Annotated in this window: 27 protein-coding genes, 1 pseudogene and 2 riboswitches; of the genes and pseudogenes, 4 read left to right on the top strand and 24 right to left on the bottom strand. The window is 39.7% G+C overall.

Going from position 1 to position 24,111, the window contains the following annotated elements; genetic code table 11:
• Positions 1 to 13: 13 nt before the first annotated feature.
• From ACQ5H4_RS07105 to ACQ5H4_RS07080, 6 genes are all read right to left on the bottom strand, one after another.
• Positions 14 to 412, bottom strand: a complete 399-nt coding sequence (locus ACQ5H4_RS07105; protein WP_430774258.1) for a PepSY domain-containing protein — start codon at positions 410 to 412, stop codon at positions 14 to 16.
• A 30-nt stretch (positions 413 to 442) separates the two neighbouring features.
• Positions 443 to 1,375: a histidine kinase dimerization/phospho-acceptor domain-containing protein gene (locus ACQ5H4_RS07100; protein ID WP_430774257.1), complete on the bottom strand. Its 933-nt coding sequence runs from the start codon at positions 1,373 to 1,375 to the stop codon at positions 443 to 445.
• Positions 1,372 to 2,070, bottom strand: coding sequence for a response regulator transcription factor (locus tag ACQ5H4_RS07095; protein WP_430774256.1), 699 nt, complete (start codon positions 2,068 to 2,070; stop codon positions 1,372 to 1,374). Before ACQ5H4_RS07095 ends, ACQ5H4_RS07100 begins: the two co-directional genes overlap by 4 nt.
• 161 nt (positions 2,071 to 2,231) lie before the next feature.
• Positions 2,232 to 2,765 carry a GrpB family protein gene (locus ACQ5H4_RS07090; RefSeq protein ID WP_430774255.1) on the bottom strand — a complete coding sequence of 178 codons (534 nt, stop codon included), beginning with the start codon at positions 2,763 to 2,765 and terminating at the stop codon, positions 2,232 to 2,234.
• A 19-nt stretch (positions 2,766 to 2,784) separates the two neighbouring features.
• The gene (locus ACQ5H4_RS07085; RefSeq protein WP_430774254.1) at positions 2,785 to 3,228 is read right to left on the bottom strand and encodes a hypothetical protein; all 444 of its coding nucleotides are present in this window, start codon (positions 3,226 to 3,228) and stop codon (positions 2,785 to 2,787) included.
• A 61-nt stretch (positions 3,229 to 3,289) separates the two neighbouring features.
• Positions 3,290 to 3,511: a hypothetical protein gene (locus ACQ5H4_RS07080; protein ID WP_430774253.1), complete on the bottom strand. Its 222-nt coding sequence runs from the start codon at positions 3,509 to 3,511 to the stop codon at positions 3,290 to 3,292.
• 215 nt (positions 3,512 to 3,726) lie between these two features.
• Between ACQ5H4_RS07080 and ACQ5H4_RS07075 the strand changes: the two genes are divergently transcribed.
• Positions 3,727 to 4,260: a helix-turn-helix domain-containing protein gene (locus ACQ5H4_RS07075; RefSeq protein ID WP_430774252.1), complete on the top strand. Its 534-nt coding sequence runs from the start codon at positions 3,727 to 3,729 to the stop codon at positions 4,258 to 4,260.
• A gap of 12 nt (positions 4,261 to 4,272) precedes the next feature.
• Positions 4,273 to 5,244, top strand: coding sequence for an alpha/beta hydrolase (locus ACQ5H4_RS07070; protein WP_430774251.1), 972 nt, complete (start codon positions 4,273 to 4,275; stop codon positions 5,242 to 5,244).
• Between the two features lie 42 nt (positions 5,245 to 5,286).
• On the opposite strand, the gene ACQ5H4_RS07065 is transcribed toward ACQ5H4_RS07070, so the two are convergent.
• The gene (locus tag ACQ5H4_RS07065) at positions 5,287 to 6,264 is read right to left on the bottom strand and encodes a DUF3231 family protein (protein WP_430774377.1); all 978 of its coding nucleotides are present in this window, start codon (positions 6,262 to 6,264) and stop codon (positions 5,287 to 5,289) included.
• Positions 6,265 to 6,361: 97 nt separating this feature from the next.
• The gene (locus ACQ5H4_RS07060; RefSeq protein WP_430774376.1) at positions 6,362 to 6,868 is read right to left on the bottom strand and encodes a GNAT family N-acetyltransferase; all 507 of its coding nucleotides are present in this window, start codon (positions 6,866 to 6,868) and stop codon (positions 6,362 to 6,364) included.
• 126 nt (positions 6,869 to 6,994) lie between these two features.
• Here ACQ5H4_RS07060 and ACQ5H4_RS07055 point away from each other — a divergent pair, with 126 nt between their 5' ends.
• Together ACQ5H4_RS07055 and ACQ5H4_RS07050 are read left to right on the top strand one after the other, a co-directional pair.
• The gene (locus tag ACQ5H4_RS07055; RefSeq protein ID WP_430774250.1) at positions 6,995 to 9,097 is read left to right on the top strand and encodes a peptidoglycan-binding protein; all 2,103 of its coding nucleotides are present in this window, start codon (positions 6,995 to 6,997) and stop codon (positions 9,095 to 9,097) included.
• A 12-nt stretch (positions 9,098 to 9,109) separates the two neighbouring features.
• On the top strand, positions 9,110 to 9,565 hold the full coding sequence (locus ACQ5H4_RS07050; RefSeq protein WP_430774249.1) for a hypothetical protein: 456 nt from the start codon (positions 9,110 to 9,112) through the stop codon (positions 9,563 to 9,565).
• Between the two features lie 44 nt (positions 9,566 to 9,609).
• Here ACQ5H4_RS07050 and ACQ5H4_RS07045 read toward each other — a convergent pair whose 3' ends face one another.
• The 16 genes and pseudogenes from ACQ5H4_RS07045 to ACQ5H4_RS06970 all read right to left on the bottom strand — a co-directional run.
• Positions 9,610 to 10,626, bottom strand: coding sequence for a thiazole biosynthesis adenylyltransferase ThiF (locus tag ACQ5H4_RS07045; protein ID WP_430774248.1), 1,017 nt, complete (start codon positions 10,624 to 10,626; stop codon positions 9,610 to 9,612).
• Between the two features lie 4 nt (positions 10,627 to 10,630).
• Positions 10,631 to 10,834 (bottom strand): sulfur carrier protein ThiS, encoded by a 204-nt coding sequence (thiS, locus tag ACQ5H4_RS07040; RefSeq protein ID WP_430774247.1) that lies wholly within the window; start codon positions 10,832 to 10,834, stop codon positions 10,631 to 10,633.
• Positions 10,831 to 11,442 carry a thiamine phosphate synthase gene (locus ACQ5H4_RS07035; protein WP_430774246.1) on the bottom strand — a complete coding sequence of 204 codons (612 nt, stop codon included), beginning with the start codon at positions 11,440 to 11,442 and terminating at the stop codon, positions 10,831 to 10,833. Before ACQ5H4_RS07035 ends, thiS begins: the two co-directional genes overlap by 4 nt.
• A 10-nt stretch (positions 11,443 to 11,452) precedes the next feature.
• Positions 11,453 to 12,229 (bottom strand): SDR family oxidoreductase, encoded by a 777-nt coding sequence (locus tag ACQ5H4_RS07030; RefSeq protein WP_430774245.1) that lies wholly within the window; start codon positions 12,227 to 12,229, stop codon positions 11,453 to 11,455.
• A 12-nt stretch (positions 12,230 to 12,241) separates the two neighbouring features.
• Positions 12,242 to 13,243: an ABC transporter substrate-binding protein gene (locus ACQ5H4_RS07025; RefSeq protein ID WP_430774244.1), complete on the bottom strand. Its 1,002-nt coding sequence runs from the start codon at positions 13,241 to 13,243 to the stop codon at positions 12,242 to 12,244.
• Positions 13,240 to 14,007 (bottom strand): ABC transporter permease, encoded by a 768-nt coding sequence (locus tag ACQ5H4_RS07020; protein WP_430774243.1) that lies wholly within the window; start codon positions 14,005 to 14,007, stop codon positions 13,240 to 13,242. Before ACQ5H4_RS07020 ends, ACQ5H4_RS07025 begins: the two co-directional genes overlap by 4 nt.
• Positions 14,004 to 14,756, bottom strand: coding sequence for an ABC transporter ATP-binding protein (locus tag ACQ5H4_RS07015; RefSeq protein WP_430774242.1), 753 nt, complete (start codon positions 14,754 to 14,756; stop codon positions 14,004 to 14,006). The genes ACQ5H4_RS07020 and ACQ5H4_RS07015 overlap by 4 nt, the downstream gene beginning before the upstream one ends.
• 13 nt (positions 14,757 to 14,769) lie before the next feature.
• On the bottom strand, positions 14,770 to 16,203 hold the full coding sequence (locus ACQ5H4_RS07010; protein ID WP_430774241.1) for an acyl-CoA reductase: 1,434 nt from the start codon (positions 16,201 to 16,203) through the stop codon (positions 14,770 to 14,772).
• Positions 16,200 to 17,261: a LuxE/PaaK family acyltransferase gene (locus ACQ5H4_RS07005; protein WP_430774240.1), complete on the bottom strand. Its 1,062-nt coding sequence runs from the start codon at positions 17,259 to 17,261 to the stop codon at positions 16,200 to 16,202. The genes ACQ5H4_RS07010 and ACQ5H4_RS07005 overlap by 4 nt, the downstream gene beginning before the upstream one ends.
• A 13-nt stretch (positions 17,262 to 17,274) precedes the next feature.
• Complete coding sequence (gene thiH / locus ACQ5H4_RS07000) at positions 17,275 to 18,390, bottom strand: 2-iminoacetate synthase ThiH (protein ID WP_430774239.1); 1,116 nt, start codon at positions 18,388 to 18,390, stop codon at positions 17,275 to 17,277.
• Between the two features lie 9 nt (positions 18,391 to 18,399).
• The gene (locus ACQ5H4_RS06995; RefSeq protein WP_430774238.1) at positions 18,400 to 19,170 is read right to left on the bottom strand and encodes a thiazole synthase; all 771 of its coding nucleotides are present in this window, start codon (positions 19,168 to 19,170) and stop codon (positions 18,400 to 18,402) included.
• A gap of 99 nt (positions 19,171 to 19,269) precedes the next feature.
• Positions 19,270 to 19,366: riboswitch (TPP riboswitch) on the bottom strand.
• Positions 19,367 to 19,371: 5 nt separating this feature from the next.
• Positions 19,372 to 20,187 (bottom strand): bifunctional hydroxymethylpyrimidine kinase/phosphomethylpyrimidine kinase, encoded by an 816-nt coding sequence (gene thiD, locus ACQ5H4_RS06990; RefSeq protein WP_430774237.1) that lies wholly within the window; start codon positions 20,185 to 20,187, stop codon positions 19,372 to 19,374.
• A gap of 20 nt (positions 20,188 to 20,207) precedes the next feature.
• Positions 20,208 to 20,843: a thiamine phosphate synthase gene (gene thiE, locus ACQ5H4_RS06985; RefSeq protein WP_430774236.1), complete on the bottom strand. Its 636-nt coding sequence runs from the start codon at positions 20,841 to 20,843 to the stop codon at positions 20,208 to 20,210.
• A 15-nt stretch (positions 20,844 to 20,858) separates the two neighbouring features.
• Positions 20,859 to 21,674, bottom strand: coding sequence for a hydroxyethylthiazole kinase (gene thiM / locus ACQ5H4_RS06980; protein WP_430774235.1), 816 nt, complete (start codon positions 21,672 to 21,674; stop codon positions 20,859 to 20,861).
• 94 nt (positions 21,675 to 21,768) lie between these two features.
• A riboswitch (TPP riboswitch) is annotated at positions 21,769 to 21,881 on the bottom strand.
• Between the two features lie 105 nt (positions 21,882 to 21,986).
• Positions 21,987 to 22,934, bottom strand: coding sequence for a methyl-accepting chemotaxis protein (locus tag ACQ5H4_RS06975; RefSeq protein WP_430774375.1), 948 nt, complete (start codon positions 22,932 to 22,934; stop codon positions 21,987 to 21,989).
• Positions 22,926 to 23,069 (bottom strand): annotated as a pseudogene (locus ACQ5H4_RS06970) (HAMP domain-containing protein); the annotation flags it as partial. The pseudogene ACQ5H4_RS06970 and the gene ACQ5H4_RS06975, both read right to left, overlap by 9 nt.
• Between the last annotated feature and the right edge of the window lie 1,042 nt (positions 23,070 to 24,111).

Below are 24,111 nucleotides of genomic sequence, written 5' to 3'. Positions count from 1 at the left end.
TTCATTGAATTAATTAATCATCATCTCTGTCATCGAAAAAGTCAGTATCCATTTCTCTAATTTCTCCTGTCATGGCGTCAATTTCAAAGTCAATCTCCTTGTCACCATCTCGAATCTCAATTTCGTATTCGTTATCATCGTCAAGTTCAGCTTTAGTTACTGTACCTGGAGATTCTTTTAAGGCTATAGCAATGGCCACATCTTGGGTAATTTTCACTTCTTGAGATGTTACAGATGTGCTATTGTCTGATTTTACATTTGTTTGTGTAGGTTCTGTAGGTTGGCTAGTTGATACAACACCGGTAACAGGGTTTACCGAATCCTCCATTTTATCGATCGCTCCTACCGCGATTGCTCCACCTAGTACAACGAAGCTTACAATACCAAATAATAATACATTTCTCTTTTTCATTTTGTTTCCTCCTTACTGTTGAAACTCTTATCATAGTTCTATTTTCTCTATGTTTACTTGCCATTGCTCTTCGTGTTTGGCTAATAAAAGGAGATTATTGGTTAAATCCCTCATCCGTTCGGTTTCAGAAAGAATGGCATGAACGGATTCATCGAACACTTCTTGCCTCGCCTTCTCCCTTCTACGCAATAAATTGGCATAAGATTCAATGACTGTTAAAGGTTTTTTAAGTTCGTGAGAAGCATTACTAATAAACTCTCCTTGTTTCTGATAATTGACCTCTAATAACTCGATCATTTTATTAAATGCATCTCCCATTTGGTAAAGTTCATCATTTGTTTTCTTCGGTAAAGGAAGTCTTTTAAATTGACCATTTTTTTGTATTTCCTTCATGGTGTAAATCATGGATGTTATGGGTCTTGTAATAACATTTCCTAATAGCCTCGAAGAAATCAGGGCAGGAATGGTCGCTAATGAGGTGATAGCAATGAGAAGAAGTTTTAATATGTGAAGCATTTCATCGGTTGAGTGTAAACTGACCATTACTTGTAGATCAACAACCTCTCCATCCAGCCATACGATTGGGAGTGAGACAAAGGCAAAGGAATTTCCGTTGTTGTTAATAATTTTCTTCTCTTCTTTCCCGTAGTAGGTTGCGGATAAATTTCGTAATTCCGATTGTTGTGCTGACTCGGCTACGGCTCCTTGGCTACTTCCATCTGGTTTAACAATTTGTAGAAGGCCATTTACGGGTACGTATGCTCGGAGAAGTTGTTGGACCGGAACAGACGCATCCGACTGGTGAATACCGGTAGTTGATTGTTTCGCTTCTTCATACACTCTGTCTATTTCACGGTTCTTCGCCATTGCGCTAAAAGAGAGATATATCGTTAATACAATAATGATTAACAGAACAATGAACATGACTGCTGTAGATAAATTAATTTTATTTTTTAGTTTCATTCTGTTTCCCTTAGAACATAACCAACGCCTCGAATTGTATGAATCAAATTCGTAGGATAGGGCTTGTCGATTTTATTTCTTAAATAGCGTATGTAAACATCAACAACGTTGGTGTCACCGTAATAATCATAACCCCAGACACCGTTTAGGAGCTGTTCGCGGCTTAGCACCTGTCGTGGGTGTTTGATGAGGTGTGATAACAACGTAAATTCTCTTGGGGTTAACTCGATACGATCTTCCCCTCTCATTACTTCGTGTGTCGTTTCGCTTAGTTTTAAATCAGAGAAAATTAGCCAGTCGGATTCCGTGATATTATCTGGAATCGGCAGCTTATTGCGTAGACACACACGAATTCTGGCTAGGAATTCTTCGATTTGAAAGGGCTTTGTCATATAATCACTTGCTCCAAGATCAAGTCCAGACACCTTATCCTCAACTGAATCTTTGGCAGTTAACATGATAACTGAAACAGTTGTCTGTGTTGAACGAATCCGTCGCAAAAGTTCAATTCCACTGATACCAGGAAGCATCACATCTAATAGAATGACGTCCCAAGAGTCTGATTGAAACATCTGAAAACCTTCTAAACCATTTAATGCCGTTTTTACTTCATAACCCTCATAGGATAGTTCCAGCTCAAGAACACGGGCAATTTTTTCTTCATCCTCAATAATTAATACCTTTGGTTTATCCATTAAAACCTCCAAAGAATGGAATTTACCGTCATTTTATCATAAATGTATGTTGTTTACTTAATTTGTGTATGGCGTGTGAAGAAGTAAGGAGAAAAGTGAATAAGATAAACCCTCCAAAACAATTGGAGGGCTAAAACGAGATGCAAAATAAATAGTAACTATTAATCTTTCAATGTTCTTAGTTCTTCGCTCCATTTTGTGGCTAACTCAGCTAGCTCAGAAACAAGTTCTTGTTTTCCTTCTTGGTATCGATGATGTTCATCGGGAAATTGGCTGGCTAGTTCCAGCTTTTTTTGCTTGTATTTGGCAGCTTGTTCCGGGTGTTGGAGTAAATACCTTTTAAAGTCTAGGTGGAAATTAATTTGTTTATCTCCTTCTTGAAAAACATGGACATGATGGGTACGATGGTCCCCACCCTTTTGAAAGAATCGCCTTCCGGGTATCCCATTTTCTCCTTTTGCTTCGTACCCGAGTTCAAGCATGGATTTGTTTAAATGGTCAACTCTGGATATGTCATGTACGACCATCAATATGTCGATGATAGGCTTGGCGTAACCAATTGTTTTAATGGAGGTGCTTCCTATATGATGAATGTCAATCATGTTATCTTGAAAGATTTGTTTGAGAAGTCCTGCCTCTTTTTCAAAAAGGTTAGCCCATTCTTCTGACCATGGTACGATATTTGTTTTACGCATAAAATGAATCCGTCCTTTTTTACGAGCTTGTAGTCATGATCCCAACAATTGAAATGATAGGGATGGAAGAAAGCAGTGCTGCACCGATAAAAAATAAAGTATTTATCATTCCTACTGATTGTTGATTCAACCGTGGAGATCCCATGATATCCCTCCTGATACGCAGAAGAGAAACCATTGCAACGACCAAGATTCCAATAATAACTACGAGTGGAACGATAACATTATTCTCAACTACCTGGCCAATTAGCGTAAATGCATAAACGATGATGAAAATAGGGATCGCTTCAGCCATTGCCACCTGAATAAAAAACTTCGTTTGCGCTGCTTGCATCGTATTCAGTTCTAGTTGGTCCCCTTTTTCTACTTTTTCTTGGACCTGCTGCATCATTTTGTTAAAGGCAAAAGAAATACCTACTACAGCTATTGCGGATGAAAGAACAAATAACCATGAAGCACTCATCTTCATCTCTCCTCTAAGTCGAAGTTAAAGGGTGCAACGAATTCTGCACCCTTTTTCCATTTTATAACTTTTCAAGCTCATACTCAATTTGATTGACTCTTTTTGCATTTCCTTCAGCCATATTATGTAATCTTGTTTTAAGCTCATGGTCTTCATGGACCGCTTCAGCGGTAATGGCGTATGTTCGTAAAAGCTGATTTTCAAGTTCAAGAGTTTCTTCTAAAGTTTGCTTTAGATTTTTTCGATTCATTGAATCTTCTCCATGGTCATAATCGTGTTTCACTCTATATTCCTCCTAGTTAGAAACTGATATTAGTATAGACATCCATAGACTACTTATACAGTATTGTCCAGCAATGCACTTAGGTAGAAGCGTGATATCTTTCTGATAGCACAGCGTAGCACCTTTCTATTTTTGGATTGTTCTTTACTTTTTCCAATAAAACGTTTATATTATCATTATCAATAGTGATAATAAATAAAAAGGAGCTAGCTTATATGAGTGAATCAAAAGCAGATGTCATCCTACACCCTGTTCGCATGAGAATCATCCAGTCTCTTGTTAGCGAGCCCTTAACTGTTCAACAAATGAAGGAAAGAATGCCTGACATTCCCCAAGCGACCCTTTATCGTCATTTAAAAAAACTATTTGAATCCAAAGTTGTGTTTGTAGTAGATGAGCAACAGATCCGGGGAACGGTAGAAAAATGGTATTCTCTTCAACCCAAGGAAATTAACTTAGGGACTGATGTCCTAGCCAACTATAATAAAGAACAATACATGGCTCTTTTCATGAAGTATATCGCTAATATTATGGCTGAATATGAACGGTACGTTTCACAGGAAAAGGTAGACTTTGTAAAGGATGGAGTTTCATTACGCCAAGCTTCCCTTTATTTATCTGACGAAGAGTTCACTTCCCTCCTTCAAGAACTCGGGCACGTGTATTCTAAAGTCCTAACGAATAAGCAAGCATCAAATAGAAGGAAACGAACATTTGCTAATATCATTATACCAGAACCAAATGAGTAGGGAGAGATGTGTATGAGAGAAACAGAGGTTGTTATTCAAAGCAAAGTTAAATTAAGTGGAAGCCTTACCCTTCCTGATCGTGTTCAGCAAAAGTCTCCTTCCATATTGATTATTCCTGGCACTGGAAAGCTGAATCGTGATGGGAAAGTAAATAAAAAGTTAGATCTTAATTTATACAAACAGCTGGCACATTTTTTTACAGAGCTTGGATTTATTACTTTACGTTATGATAAACGTGGCGTTGGAAAAAGCGAAGGTGATTATAACCGAACTGGTCTTTGGGATCTCGTGGACGATTCGCAAGCAGCTGTTCAGTTTTTAAAATCGCATGATGCTGTGGATGCAGATCAAGTGATTGTCCTTGGTCATAGTGAAGGTTGTATGATTGGAACAGCTCTAGCAGCTAGAGAACCAATCTCTGGATTGATTTTACTTGCAGGTGCCGTGGAACGTTTAGAAGAAGCGTTAAAAAGGCAACGAGAGATAGCAGCTGTGGATATGAGGAGTGCTAAAGGGTTTATTGGGTTCCTGTTACGCTTGTTTAAAACTGATAAAAAAATTGAACCTCAGGCCCAGGCCTTTATCCAAAAAGTGATGGAATCTAAAAAGGACACGATGAAGGTTCAATTTCAGACCATCAATGCAAAATGGATGCGTGAACATTTTGCCTATAATGTACGGGAGGATTTAGCTAAGGTTACTTGTCCCGTTCTTGCGATCACTGGCTCTAGGGACATTCAAGCAAACCCTGCTGTTTTAGAGGACTTAGCTAGCTTTGTTAAAGGTGATTCTGAATATTATATTGTGGAGAATATGGGTCATTCACTGAAATTTCATGCTCAGACCTCCCATATGCTAACGGCCAAGAAAGACATAATCGCTGAGTCTTCCCTCCCCCTTCATCCCGAACTAGAGAAGCTATTACGAAACTGGGTAGAGAAACAACTTTTAGAAACGAAAAATCTAAGTCACATTATCTTTTAAATATATGAAACGACCATCCTGATAAAGGAGGTCGTTTTTTATTTACGTTAATTTTGATGCTTGTGGTGGAGATTCAAACCAACCATGTTCAATCAAAATATTCGCCCCATCTTCAGCATACCGAGCAACATCTGCCATTAGGCTAGTAAAAGTTCTAAAAATATCGCTTCTCATTGAACTTGTTAAAGCCACACCATAGTTAGCGATTCCTTGAGAGTTTAAGAAATTGATTAGAGAAATCATTAGTTTTGTTGAAAATGGAGCTGTTTTGGAAGAAGTCGTACTCACGCTCCATGCACCTGGAGTGGAGATTTCCTCCTTTTTAAATATTTCACTTAATGTGTTCATATGCTTCGTTGCTATTTCTTTCCCTTTTATCATATAGGATTTGAAAGGCTCATCATCGGTTACCTGAATAAAGCCTTTCATCACCGTGAGCCCAACTTCATTCGTTAAAATATTATAAAAAATCATTGAAATTTCTTGTCCTGTCAACGGACGATGCTCCCCAAGCCATTTAGTTAAGTAACTTTGTTTTTGAACAAATTGAACCTCAATTGGGATGGGGATATAAGGTGAACGAATCCATAATCCTTTTTCGAGTAAAAGACTTCTTGCCTTATCCAACATTTCTAAAGACTCGGTATTATAGCGCTTAAACAAAGCAAATATATCTTCCCGAGCAATGGTATTCAAGGCAATGGATGAATAATTTAAGTTTCCTTTTGAAACAAACCAGTGATAATAAAGGATGAGTGGTTCTGTAAATAGTTTGCCTGCTTGTAAGTTTACATCTTGATCCGTAAAGGCAACAGGAATGGGGAATTTCTCATTATTCATAATCGTGGTGATTTCACCTTGTGCGGTCAGACAACATGCTAAAAGTTCCTTATTTAACCCTTTAATCTCATCATCTTCTACAATTTGGTCAAAATACTTTAGAATGCACATATTCATGGATAGGGACTGGTACATCGACCAAAGATAGCCTAGTTCACTTGCGGTCAAATCCATTTGCATTTTCAACTATGATCGTCCTCTCATTAAAAACTTTATTTCTTATTGTTGGCGAAACAAACGAAATTCATGAGTTTTATGTAAGCGATATAGTTGTATTTTATTCGATTTTTGATATGTCTTTCCATCCATATACAAGTTCAATTACTTCTTTCCCAGCCAATGTATCTTGTAGTCGGTCAATTTCTATCGCTCCGAGTGATTGATAAAAAAGCTTTGATGGATTCTCCTCCAATACCAATACCGTCATTGAATTAATTCCATCAATAGTGAACTGTTCAATTAACGCCTTCATGAGCTGGCGTCCAATCCCTTTCCCTTGGTACTCCTGCAGAAGGTAAATCGCATATAATTCTCCCTCATACCCTGGGTAGTCTCCCGTTCTTTCTTTCCCACCTGATGAAAAGCCAACGATCTCCCCTTGATGATTTTCAGCGACATATACATATCCGTTAGGGATTACACTTTTCCATAGTTTCTCACGACTTTCATACGTTAGTGATTGTAGGTAATCTTCTGGGAAAATATGCTTATATGTGGTTCGCCAGCTATCAACATGAACTTTGGCAATGCCCTTTGCATCCGCTTGTAAGGCTTTACGAATCATCACTCTGTCCTCTCCCCTCATGAACTTCATAATAACCCCATTATATCAAGAAACCTTTCGTTCTCGGTTATGTATTTTAATGATTAAATAGCGGATAGAACATACTAACACCAGGTGGTGATCAAGATGATGTATGAATTTTCGCATATTGAACTAAAAGAACAAGATGGTCAGCTTATAGCTACTGTACATATGAAAATAGATAAACAAAAATTGCTAACTGAGTTTAGTTCAGAAGTTGGTGAAGAAAACGAGGAATCTCTCCAAAACTCTGCAAACATCTTTGTAAAGAAGCAATACCCTGGATTAAAGATCGCAAGGGTTCTAGTTGTTTCCAGTGCTATGATTCTTGCTAACTTCCCTTCATTAAGCACTTCCGCTCACGAAGTCACTTTTAACATGAGTTATTTGTATTTTGGTAATACGAGCTCTTATATCTCTCAAGTTGATAAAACACAAGGAAACTTAAGCCAAGTGTCCCCCAGCTATTTTGATTTAAATGCAGATGCGTCTCTCAAAATTACTTCTCAATATGATCCAGCTTTTGTTACTCAAATGCACGCCCGTGGCATAAAAGTCATTCCTTTTTTGAGTAATCATTGGGACCGAACCCTAGGACGCCAGGCGCTTAGCAACCGTGAAAAATTATCTTCTCAAATCGCCGAGTTTATCGTGAAAAATAATCTTGATGGAGTTCAGGTGGATATTGAAAATGTGACAGATATTGATCGTGAAGCCTACACGGATTTGGTCCGTTTATTGCGTGAAAAACTTCCTGCAAACAAGGAGGTGTCGGTAGCAGTTGCCGCTAACCCGAACGGATGGACCAAAGGTTGGCACGGTTCTTATGACTACAAAGAGCTTTCGAAATATGCCAGTTATTTAATGATTATGGCATATGATGAAAGCTATGCCGGTGGACCTCAAGGACCGGTCGCAAGTTACAGCTGGGTGGAACGCTCCATCCAATATTCTTTGAATCAAGGAGTCGCTGCCGACAAAATCGTTCTAGGCATTCCTTTTTATGGCCGATACTGGAAAGAAGGTGAAGCAACAGGTGGTGCGGGTATTTCAAATAACCGGGTTGACGAAATGCTCGCCAAATATGGCGGTACGGTAACCTATGATGAAGCATCACAATCTCCTAAAGCAACGATTACGATTAAACCAGGAGACCCAACCATGACCATTGCCGGTAACAAACTTACAGCTGGTACGTATCATATTTGGTATGAAAATCATGAGTCGATTAAAGCGAAATTACAGTTAATTCATAAATATAATCTTAAGGGTTCGGGAAGCTGGAGCTTAGGACAAGAAAGCTCCTCCATTTGGCAATCGTATCGTACATGGTTAGCGCATGATGGACAGCTGGAAGTTTCTCCAGTTAGTGAAACTCAGCCAAAAGAGTATACAGGAAGTACATCTCCTTCTTCTGCCGTTACACATATCGTTCAATCTGGGGACACACTTTGGAAAATTGCGACCACTTACAAAATGACCGTTGATGAATTGAAAGAATGGAACCAATTAACATCAGAATCAATTTTTATTGGACAAGCTTTGAAAGTAAAAATTTCGCAAACCGAAACAGATACTCAACCACCATTAAAAAGTCAACCAGCTGCAAATACACCTGGTGCTGTTTCTGCTCCAGTACCAACAACGCCGGTACCCGCACCTGCTCCAGCACCAAAACCAGCCGTTACGCCACCCAGAGCATCGGCACCTGTCGTTGCAGCACCAGTAAAGAAATACCCAACCCTTCGTGTGGGATCAAGTGGATCAGCCGTTACGGATATGCAAAATAAATTAAAGAAAGCGGGAATTTATAAAGGAAGTGTGCATGGTAAATACGATACAAGTACCCGAAATGCGGTCATTGCCTTTCAGAAAAAATACAAGCTAAAAGCGGACGGTATCGCAGGACCTGCTACTTTATCCAAGCTTGATGCAGTAATCGCCCCAACCAAAGTGGCTACCGTATCAAAACCAGCAACAACCACTGTTAAAAAGTACCCTACCTTACGTTCTGGTTCAAAAGGTGCCGCTGTATCGGATATGCAAAACAAATTAAAGAAAAATGGTGTATACAGAGGAAATTCACATGGTTCGTATGATGCAGCAACAAGAAATGCCGTCATTGCGTTTCAAAAGAAATATAAATTAAAAGCTGATGGTATTGCAGGGCCAGCAACTCTCAGTAAATTAGATACGATAACTAAATAGGAGGATGAAGTGATGAAAAAAACGATGCATGTGTTTCTGATAATCTTGCTCGCTTTTGTGGTAAATAGCCAAAGTATTTTTGCGAAGGAAATAAAGAGCATTCAGTTACTTGGTATTGGAGCTGTGGTTCAAGATAGTCAAAACGGAGAATTTCTCATTAAAACAGAAGGATTGAAGGCCGGAGAAGGTTTTGTTGCAACACCTAAAGATCTTGATTCGAAAAACATTTTGTTTCAATTGGAATCCAAAGGATCAGGTTCGGTCATTTTAAAAATCGAAGAAACAGATGCTAGAGGCAAATTTTTAAAAGAAAAAGAATTGGAAGTCTCATTAACAAGTAATTGGAGTATAAAACAACTAGACTTTATACTTGAGAGTGAAACATCACAAGTAGATGTATTTGTATTAACAAAAGAGAAGAGGAAAACGGAATTTTCGGTAAGAAATGTGACTGTGACCGGACAATAAGGCATACAAAAGGGGTCCAGTTCTAAAGACTAGGACCCTTTCGATTATCCTACAAACTGATAATACAGTTTTTTTGCTTCTGCAATATCCTTTGTTCCATGTATAAGCACACGTCCATCTGTAAAGAAAACAAGTCGGTGATCTCCCTTCGTCAGTGATAGTAAATAATGATTTCTACTCACTTGGCCGTAGGCTTTTAATCGATCAGCTAGTGTTTCAAGATTTAACATTGTGTTGGTCGCTGGTCGAATTTGTACGGTATTTCTTCCGCATAGCACCGCTGTTTTTGTTGAGTTGCTTTTATCTAAATACGGATAGCTTGGAGTCTTTCCGCAAGACGGGCAATCATCTTTTTTCATTTTTTCTACTGAAATCGATGACGATGAATTCAGCCATAAATCAAACGAATAAAGATTGCCTCTAAGTGCTGCTAGATTTCCAGTAACTAGCTTGAGTGCTTCTGTTACTTGGTGTGCAACGACGATTTGAACTGCGGGTGAAATGATGCCTGCTGTGTCACAGGTCATTCCACCTAGAGGAATACTATCTAATAAGCATTGCAAGCATGGTGTTTTTCCAGGGATAATGGTAAGAGATAACCCATAGCTCCCCACACATGCTCCATAAATCCATGGAATGTTCGCTTTTTGTGATATATCATTGATGAGCAGTCGCGTGTCAAAATTATCGGTGGCATCTAAAATAAGATCAACCCCTACGATTAACTGCTCCATCTCCTCGATGCTTACATCCATCACGTGTGATACTACTTCCACGTCAGAGTTGATATTCTGCAGCCGTTTTTTTGCTGCCACAGCCTTTGGGATCCGATCACGAGCGTCTGATTCGCTATATAGCTGTTGGCGTTGAAGATTGCTCCATTCGACGTAGTCCCGATCAACGATGGTTAGTTTCCCTATTCCTGCTCGTGTGAGAGATTCAGCAAGTGCTGTTCCTAGTGCACCTGCTCCAATAATTAATACATGTGATTGCTGTATTTCCTTTTGACCTTCTTTTCCTATTGGTGAAAAAAGTTCTTGTCTCGAGTAACGGTCGTTCAAATCATCAACCTCCCCCAACAAAATGTACGAGTTCGATTTGATCCCCATGTTCAAGTATTGTTGATTCATAGTTTTCTTTTGCAACGATATCTTTGTTGTGTTCAACAATGACAACCTTTGGATTTAGTTCGTAAGATTCAATAAGTGTCATGATTGTATTTGTTCCTGTTTCTAACAGTGTTTCTTTTCCATTAACGTAAATAGTCATTTTCCAATCACCTCAAGTTCCTTATGATAATTGATGGCAGCTCTTACTGGATCATCCGCTCCAAAAATACCCGATAAGACAGCCACTCCACTAGCACCTGCTGTAAATACCTCCTGTATATTCGAAGGGATCATTCCACCGATGGCAATGACAGGAATAGCTACGTAGGCAGTGATTTCTTGTAAAGCATACAAACCACGAGGACGGAGTCCAGGCTTAGAATTACTTTCGAACACATGGCCAAATAGTAAGAAATCGGCACCCCTTTTTTCTTTTTCCAATGCTTCACTGAGCGAATGTACGGAGCATCCGACTCGTAACATCGGATAATGCTTTTTTACCATTAATACATCTTCGCCTCTATGGGAAAGCTGAATCCCACCTACTCCTCCAGCTAACGCTATACTTGACGATCCATTTAGTATCACTTTTGAAAGGGGGATATCAGCTTCTTTCATGCCTTGAATGAAGTGAAGAATTTCCTCTGGTGACCGATGATTCTCACGTAAATGAATATAATCCACATATGAGTGAATGTTTCGGGCAATTTTGATCATATCTGCTTTTTCTTGCTGTCCTGTTGAAATGACATGCAATTCTTTTTTCATCATACGCTCCTTATTTCATCGTATATCCACCGTCAACGATGATGGTTTGACCGGTAACAAATCGTGCCCAATTGCTAGCTAAATAAAGTGCCGTTCCAGTAATATCTTCAGGTCGGGCAATTCTCCCTAGGGGTGTCTCAGCAAGAATGACTGATTTCACTTCTTCCTTTGTTCGTTTACTTGCTTCTGTTGGGTACACTAGCCCTGGAGCAATACAATTAACGGTAATACCGAACCTTCCTAGATCAGCTGCTAAGTTTTGCGAATAGGTCATGACGGCTCCCTTGGCTGTGTTATAGTCATGGTAAGGTACAATCGGGCGATACAATAAATTGGTGGTCATATTAATGATTCGACCGAAGTTCATGTCTTTCATATGAGGTATCGTGTATTTACACATTAGATAGGTTCCCTTTAACGAACCATCGATTTGTTTTTGATAATCTTTCCACTCTACTTCCCATGCCCATTTTCTTTCTGTAGGATCAAAAAGGTATCCATGGAGGGCGTTATTAACTACGATGTCGATCCGATCAAACTCTTCAATTACCTTACTTATCAATCTTCTTACATCGTTTTCATTCGTCACATCTGCTTGAATGGCTAGACAGTCCACTCCGTATTTTTTTTGTAATTTTTCCGCCAGTATTTCTGCCTTTTCTGCATTTTTTAAATAATTGATAACTACATGACACCCTGCGGAGGCGAAGCTTTCAGCAAATGCCGCTCCAATGCCTCGGCTTGAGCCCGTGATCATACATACCCTTCCTGCTAAAGAGAGATTCACATCTACACCCCCTTATTTCAGCTGCTCAACAAGTTCGTTCGTTGTAAGGTCTTCGATATGGACCGCTTTTTGTAATAATCCCATGTCTACGTAAGAAGCTTCAACCTCTTCTAAAACAGTAAAGTCGAACATCCCGAGACCCTTGTTGTTCTTACTTGTTTGGTTTCTTATCGCAATAATCTCTTTGTTTCGTGTGACATCGGTACCGTCCACTGCATGCTTCATTGCTATATCAGCCGCCTCATCTGGGTTCTCCATCGTGTACTCTATGCTATCTTTGTAGACTTGAAGAAAGCGAATAAGCAGATCTTTCTTTTCATTAAATACTTTTTCGGAAACTACAAACACATCAGATGGAGTATTTAGAACATCTTTCACTTCAATGATATTTACTTCGCCTAAGCCCTTTTGCCTGGCATCATACAAACCGGTATCAGTAGCAGCGGTAGCAGCCACTTGCCCTTCCATCAAAGGGGCGAAATTAAGAACACCGGTTGCTGTTACCGTAATTTCCTCTTCCTTCACCCCAGCGTCATGCAATAGCACTTGTAAATTTTGATACGTACCACTTGCTAGGCTATAAACACCGACGTTTTTTCCTTTTAAATCCTCTATCGATTGGATATTGCTTTCCTTTAAGGAAACCAAGTTAAATACGTTTTCAGGATAAATATTATAAATGATCTTCAATTTTTCACCTTTTTCGGCTGCTAACAGAACGGCCTCTAGGTTTGCGAAAGCTATATCAGCATTTCCAGCCAGGATATTCTTAACCGCATCTCCTCCACCAGCTCCCGGTATGTATTCAAATGTTAGATTTTCTTTTTCAAAAAACCCTTTTTCCTCGGCCACGTATAAGTTGCTTTGTTCAACAATTGGCTTGCTCCAGGAGGCCATTCGAATCGTTTCCACTTGTTTTTCTGTTTCAGCTGGTTGGCTACTTTCCTTTGAACATCCCGTTACTATGACTGTTAATACTAGTAAAATAGGTAATAATCCTTTAAAGATTTTCACGAGTTTTTCCTCCGATAAGTTGTATATTTTCTTAAAAAAAGATGTTCGATGACAGATATCGAAGCGTACAAAAAAATGCCAATGATTGTTAATAGAATAAAGGCTGAAAATAATAAGGGCGTATCCATCATTCCTTGTGCCACGATAATTAACGCTCCCAATCCCTTATTGGCACCAATAAACTCACTAACAACTGCTCCAACCACACTAAGGACAATTGCCACCCTCATACCCGAAAGCAAGTAAGGGATAGCGGTCGGCAGCTGCAGTTTCCACAAGGTTTGCCATTTGCTAGCTTTTAATAGCTGAAAAAGGGCTAAACGGTCCTTGTCGACTACTAATAAACCCGTTATGGTACTCTCAAATAAAGGAAAGAAACTGATTAATGCTACAATCAAAATCTTTGGCGTGTATCCGTACCCAAACCATAGAATGAGAAGTGGAGCTAGAGCGACCTTTGGCATCGCTTGTGTGGCAATAATATAGGGCTTCAGAACAAGTCGAAGGGTGTTCGACTGTGCAACTAAAAGGCCTAGTCCGATTCCAATGAGAGCACCTACAAAAAATCCGCTTATAATTTCAACTAGGGTTGTGAAAATATGTGGCGTAAAATACCCACTAAGTACCAGGGTGAAAAGATTTTCTACAATCGTTGTTGGTTTGGGTAAAATTAGCGTTGATATTTTCATCACCTTTACAATCATCTCCCACAAAATAAGTAGGGAAATAAATAGTAGAGTCGAATATAGATAGATTTTCTTCATGATTGAAGCCTCTCATTCATATCTTGCTGAAAGTTGAAAAAAGACGGATCAAAACAAATAGTCTTCTGTCTTGGTCGAGTAAACGGTACTTGGTACTCTTGAAGAATTCTTCCAGGTTCCCCACCTAGAAGAATGATCCGGTCAGACAGGAAAAATGCTTCCTGCAGATCATGGGTGACAAATAATACGGTTGGTTTGTACATATCAATTAATTCATTAAGTTGAACATGCAACTGATCTCTTGTAAAAGAATCTAGGGCAGAAAATGGTTCATCCATCAAAAGGATGTGTGGTTGATCTAGTAAAGCACGTACGATTGCCACTCTTGACTGCATTCCTCCCGAGCACTCATATGGAAATTTATGAATCGCATCTGTAAGACCGACACGATCTAGCATTTCCTTTGCCTTATTCATATCCGTTTCTGTCAATTTTCTCTTTAACTGGAGTGGAAGTAAGACATTCTCCAAAATCGTCTTCCATTCTAAGAAAATGGGTTTTTGAAAAACGTATGAAAGCTCATCAACCGGTTCTTTCACCTCATGTCCACCTATAGTAATCATTCCAGTGGTAGGCTTTTGCAGTCCTGCGATCATTTGTAAAAGACTTGTTTTTCCGCAGCCACTTTTTCCAACAATGCTGATAAATTCCCCTTCCTTAATATCAAGGGAAAATTGCCGGATGGTATCTCTTTGATCTTTTTCATAGGTAAGACCGACCTCTTTTAATTGTATATATGGTGCCTGCATTTCCCTTCTCTCCTTATATTCGGTTCGGATCATACGTTTCCATTTCGATTTCTACGCTAGCCTCCACGTCGACCCAACGAACCAAATCGGCTAAATGTGGTCTGCCATCATGATGCCAACCAGGTTCTGGTTCTCCCATTCTACCTAAAAAGGTAACTCGATTGACTCCACATTGACCGAGCACTTCTATGATGGAACGAAAGTTGTTTGGAGTGCAGGCGACCCCAAAGGTCTGTAATAATCCTCGTACTTCATGTAGATAGGAAGGTACATTCTCAACGGACTGAACGGGAATCACATACACAAAGCGGTTTAATGGCGATATCGGAAACAAAGTCGCTTTCTTATCGTAAACAACCGTCCAGGAAGTACTTTCCTCGCTTTGGAAAATAGCTATTTCTTTCGTTTGAAAAGCTTGAAATTGAAAGGTTGAGCGAGTCTGAATGATCGCTTGTTTTTCCTGTTCACTTAATCTAGCTCTTGGCATTTTCACTTCATAATTATTCATTTCTTGCGCTAGCAAACTAGCAAATTCACGTACCGATACATTCCCCTTTTCCTCGACAAAAAAAACATGAGGAGAAAGACAGGCTTGCTGATCAAACTGAGAAGCATCCTTCGCTGCCCTTCTGGCAGTTTCGGTTACGAGAACGCGCTGTAGGCAGTCTTTTGCTATAAAACCCGCACTCAGTTTATGTCCGTGTGCATGAAGGTGGACATGAGGTGGAACTTTTTTTCTAATCGAATCAATGGACGTCTCGCTTCCATATGCAATCACTGCCTCTGATGAAGAGAATGCTATCTGCTCTAATTCTTCTTCTCCACCTTTCCACCAAATGATGCTGATGGATTCCGCCAAGTCCTTGTCAATCTCTCTCAATGTTTCAACAAACAGACAGGCAAACAAAGGCTCGGAGGAAGAGAGCTTCCCAAGTGTACTAGACTTAACTAAAAGACCACTCACTAAACTCCATAACGGCAAGGCAGGAACATTTCCGGAAAACACATGCGTAATGAGCTCTGGTCCATAGGCTCTTGTTAAGCCTCCCGATGATCGTGGACGAAATTCGTCAAGGACAAGTGGATTGGGGAAATCCACTTCGACCATTCTTTGCAGCTTTTCTTTACGAAACGAACGTAAATATGAATGTAAAAACACACGTATCATTTCCGAGTCATACCCGGTTATAAGTGGAAGTAGTTCTTCCGCTAGTTTTCGATAGTGATAGTTCGGGTCAAGCCAGAGTTGAATGGCCTGATCAAGGATGTTAATAATGTCATTTGTTTTGCGTCCCTGTAGCTTTCTTTGCTGTTGTCTTAGATGTAAAATGACTTGTTTCAGTTCCTCACTTGTTAGTTTTGGTACAAGTAGTGTTAGAGTATCAAACGTTCGTTCTTCATAAGAGGGTGAGATCATGCTTGGGACAAAACCGATTTTTAGTTTCATTTGCTTACTCCGTTACGAAACTGCTCTACAGCGAGGGAACAGCCCTTTGCCTCTGCCCCTTCGCTTCTTCCTAACAAGTAAAACCCATCACTTTCTTTAATCCCTAAGTCCTCCGTCATAACCCCAAGGACCGAATGGAAGTTGGCTAGATCATAATGAACGAGGATTCCTCGATTTCCATCTTGTACACACAAACCGTTTTCCGAATTGATGACTACTGTTCTTACCCAATGAGGGGCTTTTTGTTGCCCAGATCCGCTTTGATCGTAAAACTGAGAGCTTAACTCAGTCATTCCATACATGTTCACGCAATCCTCAACGGGTAAGCTACACGCTTCTGCCACCATTTGTTTAAATTGAACTGAACTCATTTCAATGGCTCGACCCTTAGACCCTCCTGTATCCATTATCCGGCTTCCTTTTGGTAGTTGAAATTGAAGGTTTTTGCCTTTCATGAACTCAACAAAATGGATAAAGGAAAACGTAGCTCCTAACAAATATACAGGAGTGTTGGTGCGTTCAGATTCTTCAATGAACGAGACAAGCTTTTCGAAATCATACGTCCCATTGCTGGCGATATATACACTCTCCTCCGTTCCGTAGTCGCGAATGGCTGTATACAAATACTGAGACAGAGAGGAATTGGGCATTTCCGATGGATGAGGAAATAGTATAGCCATTTTTACACGGTTCTTGTCCTTCATGATATTTTCTTCAAAGTGCTTTTTCATCGAGGAAGTCCACACCTCTAAATCACGGTGAAAATTTCTCCCTTGCTTTCCACTGGTCGTTCCGCTTGTTTGAAAATAAGTCTCCACCTCTTCAATCGGTGTACAAGCAATGTCCGCCTCCTTAAAAGCACCTACTGGTACAGGCGGAATTTGCTGATAGGATTGCACCATCGATGGGTGAACCTTTCTTGATCGACAAAACTTTCGGTAAATACGATTATTTTCGTACTGGTAGGCGAAGACCTGTAAAGCTAATGAATCAAATGAATCTTTTTCTTCATTTTCAATAAAAGTGAGAATTCTTTCCTTGATATTTTCATAGTGCATGATGTGGCTCTCCTTATGATGAATGTGTCAGTATTTCCCAATCTTTTACGACAGGTTGGTAGCCAAGTTCTCTTAGTGATTCCTTTACCTCAGCCACACTTCTTTTGTCCGATATTTCAAATTGACTATGTGTGTGTTCTTTATTGGCGTATCCCCCAACAACGGTTGATGAGGCAGCAGACATTTTGGTCACTCCTAATGGAAGCAAATGACGTCTTAGTTCAGCACTTTCTCTCGTTGATAGAGTCATTCCTGCACGTGGTAAAAATAAACGGGACGCTAGCATGGCTTGAACCAAATTTTTATCTGTAACATCCACCTTTGGTTGAAAGCCACCAAGATTTGGCCGAATTCGAGGAAATGACAGAGCAATATCCGTTTCAAGATAATTTTTTTGTAAATAATGACCATGAAGGCCAGTGAAAAAGACTTCCTTTCTCCACTCATCCATTCCTAGTAGTGCTCCGATATTGACGGATCTCATGCCAGCTTTGGCACCTCTTTCAGGTGCATCTAGTCGATAGCGATAATTCCGCTTCGGTCCCTTTAAGTGATGCTCTTTATAGATTTCTTCGTTGTACACTTCTTGGTACACCGTTAATCCATCAATTCCCTGGGCAACGAGTGTTCGGTACTCTTCCGTATCTAATGGCTGTATCTCAATGGATAGAGAAGAAAAATAGTTTTTCATCACATCAATCGTTTCACACAAATAATCGACTGAGGAATGGAGACGAGATTCTCCCGTTAGTAAGATAATATGTCGTAATCCCATTTTGACAAGTGCCTTCGATTCTTCTTCAATTTCAGCCAATGTCAGTTTTCTACGTGGAAAATCATTATCAATACTAAAGCTACAGTACGTACATTTGTTCACACAATAATCGGTTAAATAAAGTGGTGCGTATAATTGAATCGTACGACCAAAATGCTGTACAGTACGGTGATGAGCCTTTTGCGCCATTTCTTCTAAACAATGTTCAGCAGCTGGAGATAATAGAATTAAGAAGTCTTCTGTATGAAGTCTCTCTTTTTGCAAAACCTTTTTTACGTCTTGAGTGGTGATGGTGGAAAAAAAGTGGTCAAATGGATAATTTTTTATTTTTACAAATTCATCGTAAAATGACATTTCACTCACCTACCCTAAAAATCCTGTTAATGGAGATGACGCTTGTGCTGTCGTTGTCGTCGGTCCTACACCACTTAAATAGGCTTTCCTTCCAGCCTTGACTGCTAGATCAAAGGCGATGGCCATTTCAACTGGATCCTTAGCTGTAGCAATGGCTGTATTTACTAGTACAGCGGCTGCCCCCATTTCCATTGCTTCTGCGGCTTCTGATGGCTTTCCAATTCCTGCATCAACAATGATTGGAAGCTCCATTTCTTCTATTAAAATTTGGATCAGTTCCTTCGTCCGAATTCCTCGATTTGAACCGATCGGAGAGCCAAGTGGCATAATGGCTGCTGCTCCAGCATTTTGCATTGCTTTTGCTGCCATTAAGTCTGGGCTCATATAAGGTAGAACGACAAACCCTTCATTTGCTAAAATCTCAGTTGCCTTAGTCGTTTCGTAATTGTCAGGAAGCAAGTACTTTTGGTCGGAAATGACCTCGATTTTAATCCAATTTCCCATACCGGCTGCTCTTGCAAGTCGGGCAATTCGAACCGCTTCGTCGGCGGTTCTCGCTCCCGACGTATTCGGAAGCAAAATCATATTTTCCGGAATGTCTTCTAGAATGTTCTCTTCTCCAGTAGCATTCAGGTCGACTCGTCTTAAAGCGACAGTAACAACCTGTGAACCGGATTGGGTTAGTGCTTCTTTCATAAGTTTGTGATTATTAAATTTGCCTGTTCCGGTGAGTAGGCGATTATGTAGCTGTGTGTTTCCAATCGTTAATAAGTCGGTCATTGTGGTTCCTCCTATTGGTTTGTTTTGGATAAATAAAAAAGACTTACCAATCTTGGCAAGCCTTCACTTTTACATAGAGCTTTTCCTCTTAATAGAGCTCATGCAAAATGATTGCTTCCCTACGTTGGTTCTAACCAAATCAGGTTCAAGGGTTGGAAAGTTTCCTCTCAGCCTTTAGGCACCCCTAGCTAATTTCAAATTTTATTTGATTCCGATTTTTGATTTGTTTCGATTGTAAGCCCAATGATTGGTTGGACCGTGACCGGATCCGATGTGTAAGTCATCCTCAATGGCTGCCTGTATAAAGTCTTTTGCCACTTGCACCGCCTGAACAACCGAGCTTCCTTTTGCGAGTTGAGCGGTTATGGCAGCGGAAAAGGTACAACCTGTGCCATGAGTATTTTTTGTGGAAATCCGACTTGAAGTAAAGGTGTGAAATTTTTCTCCATCATATAAAAGATCAATCATTTCTTCACTTCCCGGATCATGGCCGCCCTTAATCATGACAGCTTCAGCACCCATCTCATGGAGCAATTTTGCTGCTTGTTTTCGGTCATTCATCGTCTCAATTTTTATTCCTGTAAGCACCTCGGCTTCGGGAATATTTGGTGTAACGATAGTCGCGAGTGGCAGTAATTTTTCTTTTAATGCTTTTACTGCTTCGTTTTGTAAAAGTGAAGCACCACCTTTTGCAATCATCACCGGATCTACGACGATGTGTTTCATCTCATAAAATTCTATAAATCTCGCAACAGCCTCAATGGTGTCACTGTTAAATAACATCCCGGTTTTGATCGCATCTGGACGCAAATCTTCAGCAATCGATCGGAGTTGTTCTTGAATTCCTTCCAAAGGAACTGAATATACCCCCTGTACCCCTGTTGTGTTTTGTGCGGTTACGGCTGTTATCACAGACATTCCGTACACATCTAATTCTTGAAATGTTTTCAGATCGGCCTGTATGCCAGCCCCTCCACCACTATCTGAACCGGCAATGGTTAATGCTTTATTTACCATAGTGAATAACCTCTCCTTGACTAAAATTCATCAACTAATCTACGTAATAGCTTGGTATGCTCTTGAATGTGACTGGCTCGACAAATATCGGAAATAATCGCTAGGCCATTTGCTCCTACTTTCATAACGGTTTCTCCATTGGTAGAATTAATTCCACCAATTGCAACTAGAGGCAGAGAGATTCCTGCGTTACGAAATTCAGTAAAGATATCCAAGTTTTGTTGTTTTTCGGTATCCTCTTTTGAAATGGTAGGATACATCGGTCCAATTCCTAAGTAATCAGCTCCGTCTCGAACGGCTTGAAGTCCCTCTTCAATCGTGTGAGTGGATACACCAAGAATTTTGTTAGGACCGATTGTCTCTCTCACATATTTTGCATTTTCATCGTCCTGGCCAACATGAACTCCATCAGCATCAAGAGCAATAGCGAGTGGTAAATCATCATTGACGATAAATGGGACCTTATGTTCCGCGCAGAGTTCTCGCAGTTTTTTTCCAAGCTCGTACTTTCCTGTTTCTCCAAGAGAGTGGCTCCCTTTTTCTCGATATTGAAAGCACGTTATTCCACCTTCAATCGCTAAAGCTAACGTTTCTTCAGGTGTTCGATCCATGCAATCTTGACTGCCCATTATAAAATACAGTTTTAGATATTCCATTTTCCCCAATGCTCCTTACATCGTTGTGATTTTTGAATACACTTTGGCTAGATCTACCACATCGGAGGCTGAAGTAAGCATGAGTTGATTTAGAAATTCCATCTGAAAAGTGCCAACATGTTGGTCACCTGTTGCTAAAATCGCGCGCTCAGCGACTGCACCATAAAATGCTGAAGCCCCTGCCGCGGCGAGTAAATAATTTGTTTCAACACTTGCAAAAGCTCCTACAACTGATGAAAATAAGCAACCAGTCCCAGTTACTTTTGTTAGAAGAGGATGTCCGTTTGAAATGATGATCGATTCTTCTCCATTAGAGACAATATCGTCTTTTCCGGTAACCACAACTGTCATATGTAATTTTTGAGCTGCTAAAAGAGCGAGATCTGCGATATTTCCTTCACCTGTACCTGCATCAACACCGCGTGTCTGCCATTCTTCACCTACTACGTTGGCTACCTCGGCAGCATTTCCACGTAATATGCTAATATTCACTTCTGTTAGTATTCGTTTTACAGTATTTGTACGATATGTTGTTGCACCAGCTCCAACCGGATCAAGCACGACCGGTACTCCTTTTCCATTAGCAGCTTTTCCTGCAATGATCATAGCTTCTACTTCCGGTTCCCTTAATGTGCCGATATTGAGCACGAGTGAATTTGCTATGCTTACCATGTCAGCTACTTCTTCTTTGGCATAGGCCATAACTGGTGAAGCACCAAGAGCTAACAACCCATTTGCAACAAAATTAGTTACTACCACATTCGTCATATTATGAACTAACGGTGATTGTTCTCTTACTCTATCAATTAATGTTAAAAATTCATGACTCATCTTTCTTTACTCCCTTCGTATTAAAAACCTATTTTAAAACAAAAAAACCAGATTCTTATAGAACCTGGCATAGTTACGAAACAAAAAACATTCATCTTCGCAGTAACTACTTCCCTCCGCTGGTATGAGCCAGATCAGGTTCCAAGAGTCGAAAACTGGATATTGTTTTCTCTCAGCCCGAACATACGGGCCCCCCTAGTAGATTTCATATGAAACTATAATTCCATCATAGTGGAAGGTTTTTCATAACGCAACTATAAATAATTTAAATAGTAAAAAAGTTCTCTCTGTACCAACAGGAGTGAATTCTATTTAAATCGTAAATTTCCTTAAAAGATCTTTTAAATTAATGGCCATTTCATTGACTGCCTGAACGGACGAAGCGATTTCTTCCATTGTTGCCAGTTGCTCTTCAGCTGATGCAGCCACCGCATGTGAGGAATTGGAATTCACCTTTGCAATTTCTGTTAGCACTTCAATATTCGCAGTTACATATTTGGAGCTTTCCGACATCTTTTGCACATATTGATGAATAGACTGAATCGTCTTACGAATGTCTGTGATAGAGTGAGTAATTTGTGTAAATGATCTTCCTGCCTCGTTAACAGCAATTGACCCATTTTCTACTTCAAGTGTGCTCTTTTCCATCGCTTTTACAGCTTGATTTGTACCAGATTGGATTTTTAAAATAAGATCAATAATTTCGTTAGAAGAGCTCTTAGATTGTACGGCAAGCTTACGTACTTCATCAGCAACAACAGCAAAGCCTTTCCCATGTTCACCTGCCCGTGCTGCTTCAATAGCAGCATTTAAAGCGAGTAAATTAGTTTGATCCGCAATACTTGTGATCACTTTTGTTATTTGACTAATTTCCTTTGATTGACTACCAAGGTTATCAATCACTCCTGACACTTCTAAAACGGAGTCATGAATATGCGTCATTTGCTTAATCGCATGTTGTACAACTTGATTTCCGTTTTTAGACACTCCGTCAACCATATTTGCTGAAGCTTCCAGTTCTTCTGATGAAAGCGTTAGTGTTTCTTGAATCGTAGCCAATGTGTTCATTGTATGTATAGTTTCATTTACGCTTTCTAATTGTTTATGAGAGGATGCGGCCACCTCTTGAATGGAATAAGTAATACTTTCTGCCCCTTGCGCTGTTTCCTCTGAGCTTGCTGTTAAATCCTCTGCAGACGAAGAAACCTGAGTGGTTGTTTCATAGGCTTGTGAAATTAATGCTCGTAGCTCTTTTACCATTCGGTTGAAAGTAATGGTTAGCTCACCAATTTCATCATTTGATGTGACCTTCATATCAGCTTGACTAAAATCACCCTCTGCCACTTCTTGAATTCTATCTGATAAACGACGGATCGGACCATGAATAGACTTCATTAATACAAAGGCAACTAATACGGAAATACCAATAACTATTATTGTAAGAATCATTGTCCAAAGCTGAACTTGATTTCCGTTAGAAATGATTTCTTCTCCAAGCTGTTCTACGCTTTTATTTTTTTCGTCAGCTAAAGCTTTTAGTTTTGTCATCGTTTGTTCGGCTTTAAACTTTTCAGATCCAACATTTAGAAAGGCTTGACGCTTCTCTCCGCTGTCAAACACGTCAAAAGCATCCTTCATCATAACCTCATTCCATTTGACACTATCGGAAATGACCTTTTTTACTGAGTTTTCATCTTTGGTTCCTGCAACGTTATTCAATAACTTTTTTTCTAACTGTTTACTAAGCTTTACATTGCTCTCAAAGCTTTCCTTTGCCTGTGGAGAACCATCAAGCATGTACTCATTTACGAGCCGTAATCGCTCAGCCATGTAAAATCGTAAATCTTGCAGATCGTTTAATTGCTGTGATTCTTCTAGAATAAGTGATTTAGCTAATTCATTTGCCTTTTGGGTATTGATCATGGAGTAAATAGCTAGTCCACTAGAAACTAGTAACACTAGCCCGAAGCTAAGCATGATTTTTTTCCGAATACTTTGTGATTGAAATGGACTTTTTATGATTGGCAGATGCCATGTTGTATTCTTATTAATACGAATTCTTTTTTTAACCCATTTACCAATAGACTTCAATCCTTACACATCCTTCACCCGTTGTCCCATTCATTATGGCAAAGGAATATTAAGCAATTGTAAAGAGATTGTAAGTATTAATTAAATAATATAACTTTATACCTGATCCTTAAGAACTATTTTATAAAATAAAATCTAGGAAATGATGGTATTTCCTAGGCAAGCGCAGGTTATGACATTTCTCTGCAAAATTCCATATCCGACTAATCGATTAGTTAGTTTTTTGACATAAAGAGATAAAAAGATGCTTCGGGATAGACTAAATAAGATAAACGCCATCCATACTCCGTGGTTCCCAAAAACAGGTACCAAACATACAATGGCTGCTAAAAACACAAGCAAAGCG

Source organism: Bacillus coreaensis (genome assembly GCF_050586445.1).
Classification (GTDB): Bacteria; Bacillota; Bacilli; order Bacillales; family Cytobacillaceae; genus Robertmurraya_A; species Robertmurraya_A coreaensis.
Note: the sequence above shows the minus strand (reverse complement) of the source record. Positions and strands in the feature narration are given on the sequence as shown.